This window comes from Vibrio iocasae (assembly GCF_042245395.1).
Lineage (GTDB): Bacteria > Pseudomonadota > Gammaproteobacteria > Enterobacterales > Vibrionaceae > Vibrio > Vibrio iocasae.
The window spans coordinates 3,018,377-3,032,718 of sequence record NZ_CP145311.1 but is presented as its reverse complement, the minus strand read 5'-3'; the positions used below and the strand labels follow the sequence as shown (position 1 = coordinate 3,032,718).

The window sequence follows — 14,342 nt, the reverse complement described above, 5'->3', positions numbered from 1 at the left end:
GGGTATAAAACAATGACTGAACAGGTTCAACAGCCAGAACTAAACGAACAGGAAGAGAACAAGCTGATTGCTGAGCGTCGCGCTAAACTGGATCATATCCGTAAGAGCTGCAAAGCAAATGGTCACCCTAATGATTTTCGTCGCGACAGCTTAGCGGGCGATCTTCAGGCGCAATTCGGTGAAAAATCTAAAGAAGAACTGGAAGAGCTGAATAAAACAGTCGCTATCGCTGGTCGTGTAATGGCTAAGCGTGGCCCATTCCTTGTTGTTCAGGAAACTTCTGGCCGTATTCAGGCATACGCAGCTAAACCAGTTCAAAAAGAGCTGAAAGAGAAGTATCAAGGCCTTGATATCGGTGACATCATCGGTGTGAAAGGTGCGCTTCATAAGTCAGGTAAAGGCGATCTCTACGTAAACATGGAAGAGTATGAACTGCTGACGAAAGCACTTCGCCCACTTCCAGAGAAGTTCCACGGTCTTACTGACCAAGAGATGCGTTACCGTCAGCGTTACGTTGACCTGATTGTGAACGAAGACTCTCGCACTGCGTTTATCATCCGTTCTAAGCTGGTTTCTGCAATCCGTAACTTTATGAGCTCTAAGCAGTTCCTTGAAGTTGAAACCCCAATGATGCACGTGATTCCTGGTGGTGCAACAGCTCGTCCGTTTATCACTCACCACAACGCGCTGGATATCGACATGTACCTACGTGTTGCACCAGAGCTATACCTTAAGCGTCTGACTGTAGGTGGTTTTGATCGTGTATTCGAAATCAACCGTAACTTCCGTAACGAAGGCCTTTCTCCACGTCACAACCCAGAATTTACAATGATGGAATTCTATATGGCGTACGCTGATTACCGCGATCTTATGGATCTGACGGAAGAGATGCTAAGCACTGTTGCTCAGGAAGTTCTTGGTTCAACATCTATGCCTTATGGTGAAGAGACGGTTGAATTTGGTGGCACTTACGCTCGTATGAGCATGTTCGAAGCTATTAAACACTACAACCCGGATCACGCAGACATTCAGGCGCTGAGTGAAGAAGACCTTCAGGATCGTGAGAAGATGGTTGCTATTGCTAAGTCTGTACACGTAGAGGTTGAAAGCTTCTGGACTTGTGGTCAGCTACTTGAAGAGATCTTTGGCGAAACTGCTGAACCTCAGCTAATCCAGCCAACATTCATTACCGGCTACCCGGCGGATATCTCTCCACTGGCTCGTCGTAACGATGATAACCCGTTCTTCACTGACCGTTTTGAGTTCTTTATCGGTGGTCGAGAAGTGGCTAACGGTTTCTCTGAGCTTAACGATGCAGAAGATCAGGATGCGCGCTTTAAAGCACAGGTTGCAGCGAAAGACGCGGGTGATGATGAAGCAATGTACTACGATGCGGACTACATCACTGCACTAGAGCACGGCTTGCCACCAACGGCTGGTCAGGGCATCGGTATCGACCGTCTTGCAATGCTGTTTACCAACACTCACACTATCCGTGACGTAATCCTGTTCCCGGCAATGCGCCCACAGGGTTAATTATTAAACTCGTCATTTCGCCAGCGCAGGCAGGAGTTTTGTGAACTTGTGTTGACTAGATCCCTGCCTTTGCAGGGATGACGTACTTGAACAAAGCTAAAAGGTGGTCTTTCTGATCACCTTTTTTGTATCTGACAGTCTGCTAGCTGACAGTAGATAGCTCTGTGTGCTATAAATGTCGACCAGATTAAATAAAGAGATCTTTACTGTGCGCTTATTCAGTATGGGGCTTTTTCTGCTCCTTTCCTTCCTGGTTTATTCTCTTGTCTGGGGTAAAAATGGTGTCTCAGATTATCTGAACGTATCAAGTGAAATAGAAGTTCAGAAGACAGTGAATGCTGGTCTACAAGAGAGAAATGACGAAATGTTCGCTGAGATAGATGATTTACGTCAGGGACTGGACGCTATTGAAGAGAGAGCGCGACATCAACTTGGAATGGTAAAAGAGGGTGAGACCTTTTACAGAATAGTTGGTGACACATCGAGTAAAAATAAGTAGAGAGTTCTAGTGAGTAAAAATAAATACTACGCTGTTGTGCCTGCTGCTGGTGTTGGCAGCCGAATGAAGGCTGATGTCCCTAAGCAGTATCTTCAACTGCACGGTAAAACTATTCTTGAGCATACAATCGAAAAGCTCTTGGCACATTCCTATATCGATACTGTTGTTGTTGCGATTAGTGAAAGCGATCCGTACTTTTCAGAGCTTCCAATCGCCAATGATTCTAGAGTAATCAGAGTTAATGGCGGAAAGGAAAGGGCGGATTCGGTTCTCTCTGCTTTGACCTATCTGGAAAAAAATACGAATAACGACAATTGGGTATTGGTGCATGATGCCGCGCGTCCTTGTGTTGCACCGGAAGATATCAATAACCTGATAGAGCAGGTTTCAGAGCATTCCGTTGGTGGCATTCTTGCTGCACCAGTGCGCGACACAATGAAGCGCAGTAATAATGAACAGAATATTGAATCTACTGTCGAAAGAGCAAACCTGTGGCATGCATTGACACCACAAATGTTTAAAATTAAAGAGCTCAAAGAAGCACTGGAAGAGGCTCTGGAAGCCAATGTCGTAATTACCGATGAAGCCTCTGCAATGGAGTGGCTTGGTTTATCACCAAAGCTGGTTGCAGGGCGAACTGACAATTTAAAAGTAACCCAGCCGGAAGATCTTGCTCTGGCTGAGTTCTACCTGAGCAGAGAGATACAAGCATGATAAGAATTGGTCATGGGTTCGACGTACATAAATTTGGTGGAGAAGGCCCGGTAATCATTGGTGGCGTAGCGGTTCCTTATGAGCTGGGGTTGATTGCTCACTCTGATGGTGATGTTGCTCTTCACGCTTTAACGGATGCATTGCTTGGCGCGATAGCTGAAGGGGATATCGGCAGACATTTTCCTGATACGGATGAAGAGTGGAAGGGTGCAGACAGCCGAATGCTGATGCGTGAAGTGTATAAACTGGTGCAGGAGAGAGGGTACCAGATTGGTAACCTTGATGTGACCATTATTGCTCAGGCCCCAAAGATGTTGCCATACATCCAGAGTATGCGCGAAGCGATTGCCGCAGATCTGGATACTGGCATTGGCAACGTAAATGTTAAGGCAACGACTACCGAAAAACTTGGGTTTACAGGCCGTAAAGAAGGCATTGCCTGTGAAGCTGTTGTTCTACTAATGAAGAAATAACTGATGACTGATATTTTGTCTGATCTGGCCTATTTGAATGGAAAGCCGGATATCCAAGCAAAGATTAAAGCTGCACCTGAGCATTTTATTGTTAAAGAAATTCTTGGGTTTGAGTTCACCGGCAGTGGTGAGCACCTGATGGTAAGAATTCGTAAGAGTGGAGAAAACACTACTTTTGTCGCTAATGAGCTGGCTAAAGTCTGCAGAGTAAAGTCTAAGGATGTGAGCTGGGCGGGGCTTAAAGATCGTCATGCAGTGACTGAGCAATGGCTAAGTATTCACCTTCCAAAAGGTGATGCTCCAGATTTCTCTGCTTTTGAGAAACAGTATCCGAATGTACAGATTCTTGAAACCAGTCGACACAGTAAAAAACTCAGACCTGGTGATTTAACGGGTAATGAATTTGAATTGGTACTGTCCGAGGTTTCAGACGTTACTTTGGCAGAAGAGCGTATTAAGCAGATAATAGAAGTCGGTGTTCCAAACTACTTTGGCGCTCAGCGATTTGGCCATGAAGGCAATAACCTCAATGAAGCAAGACGCTGGGGCAGAGAAAACGTAAGAACTCGTAATCAGAATAAACGCAGTATGTTCCTGTCAACTGCTCGCTCTTGGATCTTCAACCATATTGTTTCTGACAGAGTTCAACAGGATGTCTTTAATCGCCTGCTTGAAGGTGACGTGATTGCCGAAAACGGAAATGAAAAGGTGCTCGAATCTTCTGAGCTAGATGCTTTCAATAGCAGATTGCAATCTGGCGAGGTGGCATTAACCGCGGCATTAGCGGGAGATAATGACCTTCCTTCAAAGGCTGATGCTCAAGTTATAGAACAACGAGTCGTTGATGCAGAACCAGACTTGATGGCGCTCATTCGCGGTAATCGAATGCGTCATGATAGACGTGAGGTACTGCTTAAGCCTGATAATCTCAGTTATGTAATTGACGAACATAATATTAAACTACAGTTTTCGCTCTCTTCAGGTAGCTTTGCTACGTCCATTGTTCGTGAAATAGCACAAACAACAGAGCCGGAAAGGCACTATTCGTGAAGTGAAGTTGTAATTAGAAAATCGAAAATGGAAGTGAATGAATGAAAATCTTGCTTAGTAATGATGATGGAGTACATGCAGAAGGGCTTAAGGCGCTTGCTGAGTCATTATCAGATATTGCGGAAATTATTATCGTAGCTCCGGACAGAAACCGTTCAGGCGCTTCCAATTCACTGACTCTGGAAAATCCATTACGAGTAAAGCAACTATCAAACAATATATACTCGGTTCAGGGAACGCCTACCGATTGTGTTCATTTGGCTTTGAATGAGCTGCTAAAAGATGACTACCCTGACTTGGTGCTTTCTGGCATTAATCATGGTGCTAACCTGGGTGATGACGTTCTTTATTCGGGCACGGTTGCTGCTGCGATGGAAGGGCATTTTCTGGGGGTACAGTCGGTTGCTTTTTCGCTTGTTGGAAACAAGCACTTCGATACAGCAAAACAGGTTGTTCGAAATATTGTCGAGCAACATATTAAACATCCGATTCCTACGAATCGTCTTATAAATGTAAATATTCCTGATGTTCCTTACGAGGAACTCAAAGGAACTCAAATCACTAGATTAGGCGCACGTCACCATGCAGAGAACATGGTTAAACAGAAGGATCCAAGAGGTCACGAAGTCTACTGGTTAGGCCCTCCGGGTAAAGAGCAGGATGCTGGTGAAGGTACCGATTTTTATGCTGTTGAGCAAAATATGGTATCCATCACACCAATGCAGGTTGATCTTACCGCCCATGAATCTTTGGGTAGTATGAGTAATTGGTTAAAAGGTTAATATTCATGAATAACGTTCAGGTGAACAACCTGATTGAATTTTTATCTTCCAGCGGTATACAAGATGCGAGAGTTTTAGATGCTATTCGCAGAGTGCCGAGGGAAAGATTTGTATCTGAAGCTATGATGCATCAGGCGTATGACAATAATGCGCTGCCGATTGCACATGGTCAGACGATTTCTCAACCTTATATTGTGGCGAAGATGACTGAGCTACTGGAGCTAAAGTCTGATAGCAAGATTCTGGAAATTGGGACGGGGTCGGGTTATCAAACCGCAGTTCTTGCTCAATTGGTGGACAAGGTTTATTCCGTAGAGCGCATCAAGGCGCTTCAGTGGGAAGCCAAAAGACGCTTAAAGCAGCTCGATATCTACAATGTATCTACTAAGCATGCTGATGGCTGGCAAGGTTGGCCAGGAAAAGCGCCGTTTGATGCTATTCTTGTTACCGCCGCGGCTTCAGAAGTCCCTGCCGCGCTATTAGATCAACTTTCTGATGGCGGGCGTCTTATCGTTCCGGTTGGCGGAAGCGAACAACAGTTGCTTAAAATTGTTAAAAGTGGTGAAGAGTACCTGTCTAGTGTGATTGAACAGGTTCGCTTTGTTCCTTTAGTTGCAGGTGAGTTAGCGTAACTTAATGATTGCTTTGAAGAAAACAGCCATAGCTTGTAGTTTTCTCAGTATTCTTTTGGCAGGATGCTCAGCGACTTCCCCTGCGCCAGTATCCAGCGTAAAAAAAGATTATCGTTCAATTGAGCGAGGCAGTTATCGTGGCAGTTATTATGAAGTAGAAAAGGGCGATACGCTCTATTTTATCGCATACATCACAGATAAGAATGTAAAAGATCTTATTCGTTACAATAACCTTTCAAAACCCTACATTATACATCCGGGTCAAAAACTTCGTCTGTGGCTCCCTGCTTACCAGGCTCCTGCATATGGTGGAACCGGAGCAGGAGACTCGGCAAAAGCAGGTAGCACAGTTGCTGTAGCATCAGTAGCGGCTGCTCCTGTTGCTAGCGTAAGTAGTGCAAAAGCAACAAGTTCTTCTAGTTCAACTGCGTCAAAAGTCAATAAACCTACTTCAAAAAATTCATCTTCAGCGAAAAATACCACCAAAAATAATGTTGATCAGAAGAGATCAAAAGAGTATGTTGGTGGTAAACAAAATGTTAAAAAGCCTGTAACTAAGTCGAAACCTCAGAATGTGAAAGTATCGAAATGGTTATGGCCAACTAAAGGGAGGGTTGTTAATAAGTTCTCAGCTGGAGACCAGGGAAATAAAGGCATTGACATAGCAGGGCAGCGAGGTCAGTCAGTTATTTCTACTGCAGGAGGGACGGTAGTCTACTCCGGAAATGCACTGCGCGGATATGGTAATTTAATAATTGTTAAACATAATGATAACTATCTAAGCGCATATGCTCACAACGATCGTTTGCTAGTCTCAGAAGGTCAAAGTGTAAAAGCCGGCCAGAAAATTGCCACAATGGGCAGTTCTGGTACCAACAGCGTAAAGCTTCACTTTGAAATTCGATATCAGGGCAAGTCGGTTAATCCGCAGAGGTACTTGCCATAGATTTATATTAATCGGGTATATCAGCGACATTGAAGTATGGATGTCTTGCTAGCTCGCCAAGGGGAGGCGCTATGAGTATGAGCAATACAGTAACTAAAGTCGAAGAGTTTGACATTAATAATGCGGCATTGGAAGGCGCATTAGAAAATGAAACTGTTGTAGAACAACCTGAAGCAAAAGAAGAATTTGATGCATCTTCTAAAAGCTTAGATGCCACACAACTCTATCTTGGTGAAATTGGTTTTTCACCGTTATTAACCGCAGAAGAAGAAGTTCTTTATGCCCGCCGAGCACTACGAGGTGATGAGGCTGCGCGTAAAAGAATGATCGAAAGTAATTTACGTCTCGTCGTTAAAATCTCACGCCGCTACAGCAATCGTGGTCTTGCTCTTCTCGATCTAATCGAAGAAGGTAATCTAGGTCTGATCCGTGCTGTAGAGAAGTTTGACCCTGAAAGAGGTTTCCGTTTCTCTACCTATGCGACCTGGTGGATTCGACAGACAATCGAACGTGCTCTGATGAACCAGACACGTACAATCCGACTACCAATTCATGTCGTTAAAGAACTCAATATTTACCTTCGTACTGCTCGTGAGCTGTCTCAGAAACTTGATCATGAGCCAACTGCTGAAGATATTGCACAGACACTGGATAAACCAGTAAGTGATGTCAGCAAGATGCTGCGTCTGAATGAACGTGTAAGCTCAGTTGATACACCAATTGGTGGTGAAGGTGAAAAAGCACTGTTGGATATCATTCCTGATGTAAACCATTCTGACCCTGAAGTTTCAACTCAGGACGATGATATCAAGAGCTCATTAATCCATTGGCTGGATGAGCTAAACCCTAAACAGAAAGAAGTATTGGCAAGACGCTTTGGTCTGCTTGGATACGAGCCATCAACGTTAGAAGAAGTTGGACGTGAAATTAATCTGACTCGTGAGCGAGTTCGCCAGATTCAGGTAGAAGGTTTGCGTCGACTTAGAGAAATACTGATGAAGCAGGGGTTGAATATGGAATCTCTGTTTGATGTAGAGCAATCATAATTACTAACACGTTAGTTAGCGGTAAAAGCTTGGGGGACGTTAAGTCCCCCAAGCTTTTGTGTCTAAAGTAGTTTTTTAAGACGATACAACTCTTCAAGAGCTTGTCTCGGTGTCAGATCATCTGGGTCTATACCAGCCAAAGCTTCTTCTACCTCACTTGGTTCCGGGATTAAGCTTAACTGGTTAGCGATATCGACATCAGGTTTACCTTCAGGTCTTTCCTGACCTAACTGCTCTAGTTGTTTAAGTTTACCGCGAGCATTTTTAATCACCGCCTTTGGCACACCCGCCAAACCTGCTACCGCAAGACCGTAAGACTTGCTTGCAGCACCTTCTTGTACTGCATGCATAAATGCAATGCTGTCACCATGCTCAACGGCATCTAGGTGAACGTTTGCAAGATGAACTAGCTGATTAGGTAATTCTGTAAGCTCAAAGTAGTGTGTTGCGAACAGTGTCATTGCACCTATTTGATTGGCTAGCCATTCTGCACTTGCCCAGGCCAGCGATAAGCCATCGTAAGTGCTGGTGCCACGGCCGATCTCGTCCATCAGAACTAAACTATATGGAGTGGCATTGTGAAGGATATTCGCGGTTTCGGTCATCTCAACCATAAAGGTTGAACGGCCTGACGCCAGATCATCGGATGCACCAATACGGGTAAAGATTCGATCTACCGAGCCGATAGTTGCGGCTTCTGCTGGAACATAAGAACCAATATGTGCAAGAAGAACGATCAGGGCCGTTTGACGCATATAGGTGGATTTACCACCCATATTAGGCCCTGTGATAATCAACATCTTCCTGTCAGGGTGTAGCTCAGTTGGGTTGGCAATAAATGGCTCGTCCATGACCTGTTCAACAACAGGGTGTCGGCCATTTTGAATATGGATACCAATGTCTTCTTTTTCACTCAGCGTTGGTCTGCTGTAATCGAGTGAATCAGCTCTTTCTGCCAGATTTTGCAGTACATCCAACTGAGAGACGGCAGAAGCGAGATTCTGAAGTTGCTCTAGCTGAGGAAGAAGCAGATCGAACAACTCTTCCCATAACTGTTTCTCCAGTGCTAATGCTTTAGATTTGGAGTTAAGCACTTTATCTTCGTGCTCTTTGAGTTCAGGGATAATATAGCGCTCTGCATTTTTCAGTGTCTGCCTGCGGATATAGTGCGGTGGTACAAGGTGGCTTTGCCCACGGCTTACCTGAATGTAAAAACCGTGAACGTTGTTGTAGCCAACTTTTAGAGTATCGATACCGTGTCGATCTCTCTCATCCGCTTCAAGCTGTTCAAGGTACTCGGTCGCGCCATCGGCTAATCTACGCCATTCATCAAGCTCATCGTTGTAACCCTCGGCAATAACGCCACCATCACGAATAACTACTGGCGGGTTCTCTTTAATAGCGCGTTCAAGTAGTTCGCAAATATCTTCCATTGGTGAAGCGAACTTAGCCAGTTTCGTCAGGTAGCTGTTGCTTAGCGATGACATCACTGATTCAAGTTCAGGCAGTTGCTGCATCGCGTGACGCAATCTCGCCATATCTCTCGGACGGGCTGAACGAATTGCCAGTCTCGCCAGAATTCGTTCAATATCACCTATCTGCTTCAAAACAGGCTGTAAATCTATAAAACTGTTTAGTTCTTTGAGTTCTGTAATTGCATCAAGACGTTGATTGAGAACATTTCGGCAACGCATCGGCTGGTGGAGCCATCGCTTAAGCATGCGGCTTCCCATTGCTGTCGCACAGTGATCAAGAACTTCTGCAAGGGTGTTCTCTGTTCCTCCTGAAAGGTTCTGAGTGATTTCCAGATTGCGTCTCGTTGCTGCATCCAGAATTACAGAGCTGTCCTGGCTATCAAGAACAATAGAACGAATATGTGGAAGTGCGGTTCTCTGAGTATCTTTTACATATTGAATCAAACAGCCTGCAGCACAAAGTCCATGCTCTGATTTTTCTACACCAAAGCCAACAAGGTCTCTGGTGCCAAATTGCTTATTTAGTTGTTGCTTGGCAGTATCAAGCTCAAACTCCCAGACCGGACGACGACGGTTACCATTGCGGCTTTCCATCAGGTGTACTGGTTCAAAGTCCTCCGGGAAAAGCAGTTCTTTTGGTGATGTGCGTTGAAGCTCGGCTTGCATCGCCTCTTCGGTTTCTGGCTCAGAAAGAAGGAATCGCCCAGAAGTGAGATCCAGAGTGGCATAGCCAAACTTACCATTATTGTGATAAATAGCCGCAATAAGGTTGTCGATTTTCTCTGAAAGAAGCGCTTCGTCAGTAACAGTACCTGGAGTGACGATACGTACAACCTTGCGTTCTACAGGTCCTTTGCTGGTAGCCGGATCGCCCACTTGCTCACAGATGGCGACTGACTCACCTAACTGGACAAGTTTTGCAAGGTAACCCTCTACTGCATGAAAAGGAACACCCGCCATAGGAATCGGTTCGCCTGCGGAAGAGCCACGTTTGGTCAGTGAGATGTCCATAAGCTGAGATGCTCGTTTGGCATCGTCGTAGAAAAGCTCATAAAAGTCTCCCATCCGATAAAAAAGCAGGATGTCCGGATTCTCTGCCTTCAGCTTCAGATATTGCTGCATCATTGGGGTATGGGTCTGTTTTTCCTTTGCCATATTAACCTTTATTGCTTTAACTTCGTTTTCTAGCGGCTTAGGATACGTGAATAGAATTTACTGGCAAGGTGAAAAGGGGATTTCTGAAAGTGGATAAGCTAAAACAGTTAAGTGAAGAGGTTGGGACACTATTGCTACAGAACAATCAGGTTATGGTCTCCGCCGAATCTTGCACTGGTGGTGGTGTTGCTAGTGCGATAACGGATATCTCTGGTAGCTCAGCCTGGTTTGACAGAGCATTTATCACTTATAGCAACGAAGCAAAGATAGAAATGTTGGGCGTTATGCCGGAAACTCTTGAGACGGTTGGTGCGGTGAGTCAGCAAGTTGTAAAAGAGATGGCGGAAGGAGCACTGGCTCATTCCCGAGGAACCATATCAGTATCAATTAGTGGTATTGCCGGTCCAACAGGTGGAACAGAAGATAAGCCTGTGGGCACGGTCTGGTTTGGTTGGAGTTACCAAGGAAACACAATTGAAGAGTGCTGCCTGTTTGATGGTGATCGTTCATCGGTGCGTTATCAGGCTTGTATGCACGCTATAGAAGGCATTCGCAAGGTACTGAATTAACAACGACATTATAAATGAGGCTCCTTTCCAGGAGCCTCACTCTTATAGGGTTAGCGGTTAATAGCGAAAGTTGGCAGCGATAAATGCCACTTAATTGCCCCAAGTCTGATGATGAGAGTTGTCAGTGCTCCTGACAAAAAAGCGGTATGGTTATCACATCCAAATGACAGCGCAGTTACGTGGAACATGCCACCTAAAATACAGGCAGTCGCATACACCTCACTTCTGAGTACCATTGGGATTTCTCTTGCCAGCACATCGCGGATAATACCGCCACCGCAACCAGTAATGACGCCCATAATGATTGCGATAAGGTAAGAGTCTTGAAAGTGCAGTGCTTTCTCTACCCCAATACCAACAAATGCCGCCAGACCAATAGCGTCACATACGGGAAGAACGTACCAGGGTAGTCGTTTTGGTCGCCTTACCAAAAGCATAGTAAATAGGCAGGTTCCTATAATTACCCAAATATAGGCTGGGTCTGTTATCCAGAATATTGGCGTTGCTCCAAGCGCCATATCACGAATAGAGCCACCACCGATCGCGGTAACACTCGCTAGCACAACCACACCAAAAGGATCCATTTTCAGTCTACCGGCTAACAGGACTCCGGAAATCGCAAAAACTGCGGTTCCAAACATATCAATAAAATAAAGTAGGGATGAATCCATGGTTAATTAGTAGTCAAATTGCTAAAAGAAGCTAGATTTTACGATACTTTACTAATTTGAAAAGTAATAGTTTTGTTAGGCGTATCATTTAGTTCTATTTACGCGCTTCATCAAAATAATTGCACACCTCTTCAACGGCTAATAGAGAGCGTGGGGTAGGCCGGTTCAGCCAGTCTGCATTCAGTGACCAGATATGATTATGTGCGACTGCCGGAACCTGATCCTTCCATATCATCCACTGACTGGTGTCCTGAATCGCATGCGCAGAAGTAAAGATTATCTCCGGTGCATAAGCCAGTACCTGTTCAAAGCCAACTTGAGGGTAGGGACTTGGAGAATCGTTAAAGACGTTCACTCCGCCACAGAGTTCGAATACTTCGCTAGGCCAACTGGATTGTGCAATGGTAAAAATCGGTGAGCTACTCAGTTGGTAAAAATATTTAACTGGCTCTTTATCGGTGTACCGTTTTTGAAGGCGAGTCAGTTGCTCACGAAATTGATTCGCTACCCTAATACTGTCGGCAGGGTTATCGCTAAACTTACCGAGCTCTTCAATGTGTGTCGCTATTTCCGCGAGGGAGTCAGTGTCTGTATAAAATAGTGTAAAGCCGAGTTGTTCCAGTTGATGGAGCGTTTTAAGAGAACTGCCAGATCGCCAGGCAACAATCAGATCGGGATTTAGCGCAATAATCCGTTCTATATTTACGCTGTTATAGGCGGCAACCCGCTCAAGTGATTTAGCTTGTTCCGGGTAGTCACTAAACTTGCTGGCTGCGATCATCTTATCCCCTAACCCTGCGGCATAAGCTATTTCAGTTGATGACGGGGCGAGCGATACCACTCTCTCTATCGCAAATGAAAAAGGGGAGTGCAATAGTAAAAAAGATAGGGAGAGCAATCTCTTCAAGTTAGATACCTTGATAGAACGCAAGCATTATCAGACTTTGAATCACTATCCAGAGCAACCCTTTCCAGGCAAGTAACTTTTTAACTTGTCCTAAATGAATGGCTGAAGGTGCGATACGTCCCCCCAGTTTGGGGCGAATAGTCTTTTTACCAGAATAGATAGCAGGACCGCCCAGAGAGAGCTCTAGCTTCCCGCCTATGGCTGCTAATACCCATCCAGGACCAGGAGTTGGCCAGCTTTTTCCTTGAACAATGACAAGTTTAAAAACAGTTGATGCTTTGCTTCCGATAGCAATCATCAGAGCGAATAATCGATGCGGAATATAGTCCAGCAGAGCGAGCATTCTCACAGCTGGTAATCCAAAAGGAAGAAATGCTTGTCTGCTTGGAGACCAGGCTCTTGAGAGCTCTTGAATCAGCCGGTAGGTAAAGGCTCCAATACCGCCTGTTAACCCATACCAGAAGAGAACAGAGATAACGTTACGGCTAAAACCGAGTGTTACCGTTTCGGCACCAGCTTTACCAAGACCAAGTGGAGATAAGGTTGACACATCGCGATTGAGAAGAGGCTCTAAAAGCTTTCTCCCCTTTACTTTATCTTCTTTTGTTAGAGCATCGGTAAGGCCATTTGCCAGCTTTTCGTTGTTGCGCCAGTCTATAGCGAGGAGCAATAACGCAAGTTCAAATAGTTGCTGTTGCCAGACCAGTGGTTGCAGGGCAATGAGTACGATAACTGCGGGAATGACCATTAAAAGCCATGCTAGCGAGCCTGATATTAGGCTCTGAGAGTAGCTATGGTTGGTATTGACCTTATCTGCCAGTATACGAGCAAAAGCTCGCCACAGCGTTGCTGGATGAGAAGATAGGGGAATTGGCAAAACCAAATGAAATAACAGAGCCCCCCATAGAACGGCCAGGGCCCCATTACTGTAGATTAGGTCGAATAGCTCTTGCATAGCTTAATTCTGGAATGGAATTACTTAAGAAGTTCAGCCATCTTAATAACCATTTCTGAAGAGCTTTTTGCTGCAAGAGGCAAGAACTCATCAAAGCTCATTGGTGACTCTTTATCTGCTACATCAGAAATAGCACGCACGACAACAAATGGTACTTCGAACTGAAGACATGTTTGTGCAATTGCAGAAGCTTCCATTTCTACCGCTATAACGGACGGGAAATGAGTGCGGATAAAGTTTTGACGCTCTTCTGTGCACACAAAAGTGTCGCCTGTACAGATTAGTCCTCGAACAGCATGTGTATCACCAATCTGCTTAAGTGCCTCTTCTGCAACTTGCATTAGTTTTTCATCAGCTTTGAATGCAGCTGGTTGACCAGCCATCTGACCGATCTCGTACCCAAATGCGGTTACGTCAGCATCGTGGTGGCGAACTTCTGTAGAGATAACGACATCACCAAGATTTAGCGAAGAATCAAAACCACCGGCTGAGCCTGTATTGATAACGACATCTGGTGCGTATTGATCAAGAAGAATTGCAGTACCTACTGCTGCTGCGACTTTACCGATACCTGACTGAAGAAGTACAACATCAACGCCATTCAGTTGTCCCTGATAAAAAGTACAGCCGCCTTTTTTCAGCTCTTCACAGTTAGCCAGTGAACCTTTAAGAATTGCGACTTCTTGCTCCATCGCACCGATAATGCCAATTTTCATAGATATGTTCTTCAATTTTGGATAATAATTTCTGGATTGTAGCATAGTTCAGGCTGCTGAATAGCTACTGACTTATTTTATATAAGTGTCCAAAAGTGGTTTTTTTAAGCTTATAAATATGGGCCATTTGAGCAAGTGAGAGTTCAGGTATAGAGAGTTGTGTTTGGGCATAATAATTCAGAAATCGTTTACACTGACATACTAGCTGCTACAAAT

15 protein-coding genes are annotated in these 14,342 nt (G+C 44.8%); 10 read left to right on the top strand and 5 right to left on the bottom strand.

Features of this window, described 5'->3' with window-relative positions:
* Positions 1 to 12 precede the first annotated feature (12 nt).
* The 9 genes from lysS (at position 13) to rpoS (ending at position 7,678) form a co-directional block, all read left to right on the top strand.
* On the top strand, positions 13 to 1,536 hold the full coding sequence (lysS, locus tag SNR28_RS23615) for a lysine--tRNA ligase (RefSeq protein WP_375751327.1): 1,524 nt from the start codon (positions 13 to 15) through the stop codon (positions 1,534 to 1,536).
* A gap of 223 nt (positions 1,537 to 1,759) precedes the next feature.
* Positions 1,760 to 2,035, top strand: a complete 276-nt coding sequence (ftsB, locus tag SNR28_RS23610) for a cell division protein FtsB (RefSeq protein ID WP_375754162.1) — start codon at positions 1,760 to 1,762, stop codon at positions 2,033 to 2,035.
* 63 nt (positions 2,036 to 2,098) lie between these two features.
* On the top strand, positions 2,099 to 2,749 hold the full coding sequence (ispD, locus tag SNR28_RS23605; protein WP_375754161.1) for a 2-C-methyl-D-erythritol 4-phosphate cytidylyltransferase: 651 nt from the start codon (positions 2,099 to 2,101) through the stop codon (positions 2,747 to 2,749).
* Positions 2,746 to 3,222 carry a 2-C-methyl-D-erythritol 2,4-cyclodiphosphate synthase gene (ispF, locus tag SNR28_RS23600; RefSeq protein ID WP_375751326.1) on the top strand — a complete coding sequence of 159 codons (477 nt, stop codon included), beginning with the start codon at positions 2,746 to 2,748 and terminating at the stop codon, positions 3,220 to 3,222. The genes ispD and ispF overlap by 4 nt, the downstream gene beginning before the upstream one ends.
* A gap of 3 nt (positions 3,223 to 3,225) precedes the next feature.
* Entirely contained in the window at positions 3,226 to 4,272 is a 1,047-nt protein-coding gene (truD, locus tag SNR28_RS23595) for a tRNA pseudouridine(13) synthase TruD (protein WP_375751325.1), read from the top strand.
* Positions 4,273 to 4,313: 41 nt separating this feature from the next.
* Complete coding sequence (gene surE, locus SNR28_RS23590; RefSeq protein ID WP_375751324.1) at positions 4,314 to 5,054, top strand: 5'/3'-nucleotidase SurE; 741 nt, start codon at positions 4,314 to 4,316, stop codon at positions 5,052 to 5,054.
* Positions 5,055 to 5,059: 5 nt separating this feature from the next.
* Positions 5,060 to 5,686, top strand: a complete 627-nt coding sequence (locus tag SNR28_RS23585; protein ID WP_375751323.1) for a protein-L-isoaspartate(D-aspartate) O-methyltransferase — start codon at positions 5,060 to 5,062, stop codon at positions 5,684 to 5,686.
* A gap of 4 nt (positions 5,687 to 5,690) precedes the next feature.
* Positions 5,691 to 6,632 (top strand): peptidoglycan DD-metalloendopeptidase family protein, encoded by a 942-nt coding sequence (locus SNR28_RS23580; RefSeq protein WP_375751322.1) that lies wholly within the window; start codon positions 5,691 to 5,693, stop codon positions 6,630 to 6,632.
* A gap of 71 nt (positions 6,633 to 6,703) precedes the next feature.
* Positions 6,704 to 7,678 carry an RNA polymerase sigma factor RpoS gene (rpoS, locus tag SNR28_RS23575; RefSeq protein ID WP_375751321.1) on the top strand — a complete coding sequence of 325 codons (975 nt, stop codon included), beginning with the start codon at positions 6,704 to 6,706 and terminating at the stop codon, positions 7,676 to 7,678.
* 62 nt (positions 7,679 to 7,740) lie between these two features.
* On the opposite strand, the gene mutS is transcribed toward rpoS, so the two are convergent.
* Complete coding sequence (mutS, locus tag SNR28_RS23570; protein WP_375751320.1) at positions 7,741 to 10,308, bottom strand: DNA mismatch repair protein MutS; 2,568 nt, start codon at positions 10,306 to 10,308, stop codon at positions 7,741 to 7,743.
* 89 nt (positions 10,309 to 10,397) lie between these two features.
* Between mutS and SNR28_RS23565 the strand changes: the two genes are divergently transcribed.
* Complete coding sequence (locus tag SNR28_RS23565; protein WP_375751318.1) at positions 10,398 to 10,877, top strand: CinA family protein; 480 nt, start codon at positions 10,398 to 10,400, stop codon at positions 10,875 to 10,877.
* Between the two features lie 50 nt (positions 10,878 to 10,927).
* On the opposite strand, the gene SNR28_RS23560 is transcribed toward SNR28_RS23565, so the two are convergent.
* The 4 genes from SNR28_RS23560 to mtnN form a co-directional block, all read right to left on the bottom strand.
* Complete coding sequence (locus SNR28_RS23560) at positions 10,928 to 11,548, bottom strand: TRIC cation channel family protein (protein WP_375751317.1); 621 nt, start codon at positions 11,546 to 11,548, stop codon at positions 10,928 to 10,930.
* Between the two features lie 94 nt (positions 11,549 to 11,642).
* On the bottom strand, positions 11,643 to 12,470 hold the full coding sequence (btuF, locus tag SNR28_RS23555) for a vitamin B12 ABC transporter substrate-binding protein BtuF (RefSeq protein WP_375754160.1): 828 nt from the start codon (positions 12,468 to 12,470) through the stop codon (positions 11,643 to 11,645).
* The gene (locus tag SNR28_RS23550; RefSeq protein WP_375751315.1) at positions 12,457 to 13,410 is read right to left on the bottom strand and encodes a cobalamin biosynthesis family protein; all 954 of its coding nucleotides are present in this window, start codon (positions 13,408 to 13,410) and stop codon (positions 12,457 to 12,459) included. The genes btuF and SNR28_RS23550 overlap by 14 nt, the downstream gene beginning before the upstream one ends.
* A gap of 20 nt (positions 13,411 to 13,430) precedes the next feature.
* Positions 13,431 to 14,126, bottom strand: coding sequence for a 5'-methylthioadenosine/S-adenosylhomocysteine nucleosidase (gene mtnN / locus SNR28_RS23545; protein ID WP_375751313.1), 696 nt, complete (start codon positions 14,124 to 14,126; stop codon positions 13,431 to 13,433).
* Positions 14,127 to 14,342 lie beyond the last annotated feature (216 nt).

What these genes read in the sequence shown, in the direction of transcription:
- surE (WP_375751324.1), top strand. Translation starts at nt 4,314, where the DNA reads ATGAAAATCTTGCTTAGTAATGATGATGGAGTACATGCAGAAGGGCTT.
- rpoS (WP_375751321.1), top strand. Translation starts at nt 6,704, where the DNA reads ATGAGTATGAGCAATACAGTAACTAAAGTCGAAGAGTTTGACATTAAT.
- truD (WP_375751325.1), top strand. Translation starts at nt 3,226, where the DNA reads ATGACTGATATTTTGTCTGATCTGGCCTATTTGAATGGAAAGCCGGAT.
- SNR28_RS23580 (WP_375751322.1), top strand. Translation starts at nt 5,691, where the DNA reads ATGATTGCTTTGAAGAAAACAGCCATAGCTTGTAGTTTTCTCAGTATT.
- SNR28_RS23560 (WP_375751317.1), bottom strand. Translation starts at nt 11,548, where the DNA reads ATGGATTCATCCCTACTTTATTTTATTGATATGTTTGGAACCGCAGTT.
- SNR28_RS23585 (WP_375751323.1), top strand. Translation starts at nt 5,060, where the DNA reads ATGAATAACGTTCAGGTGAACAACCTGATTGAATTTTTATCTTCCAGC.
- ispF (WP_375751326.1), top strand. Translation starts at nt 2,746, where the DNA reads ATGATAAGAATTGGTCATGGGTTCGACGTACATAAATTTGGTGGAGAA.
- lysS (WP_375751327.1), top strand. Translation starts at nt 13, where the DNA reads ATGACTGAACAGGTTCAACAGCCAGAACTAAACGAACAGGAAGAGAAC.
- mutS (WP_375751320.1), bottom strand. Translation starts at nt 10,308, where the DNA reads ATGGCAAAGGAAAAACAGACCCATACCCCAATGATGCAGCAATATCTG.
- mtnN (WP_375751313.1), bottom strand. Translation starts at nt 14,126, where the DNA reads ATGAAAATTGGCATTATCGGTGCGATGGAGCAAGAAGTCGCAATTCTT.
- SNR28_RS23550 (WP_375751315.1), bottom strand. Translation starts at nt 13,410, where the DNA reads ATGCAAGAGCTATTCGACCTAATCTACAGTAATGGGGCCCTGGCCGTT.
- ispD (WP_375754161.1), top strand. Translation starts at nt 2,099, where the DNA reads ATGAAGGCTGATGTCCCTAAGCAGTATCTTCAACTGCACGGTAAAACT.
- ftsB (WP_375754162.1), top strand. Translation starts at nt 1,760, where the DNA reads ATGGGGCTTTTTCTGCTCCTTTCCTTCCTGGTTTATTCTCTTGTCTGG.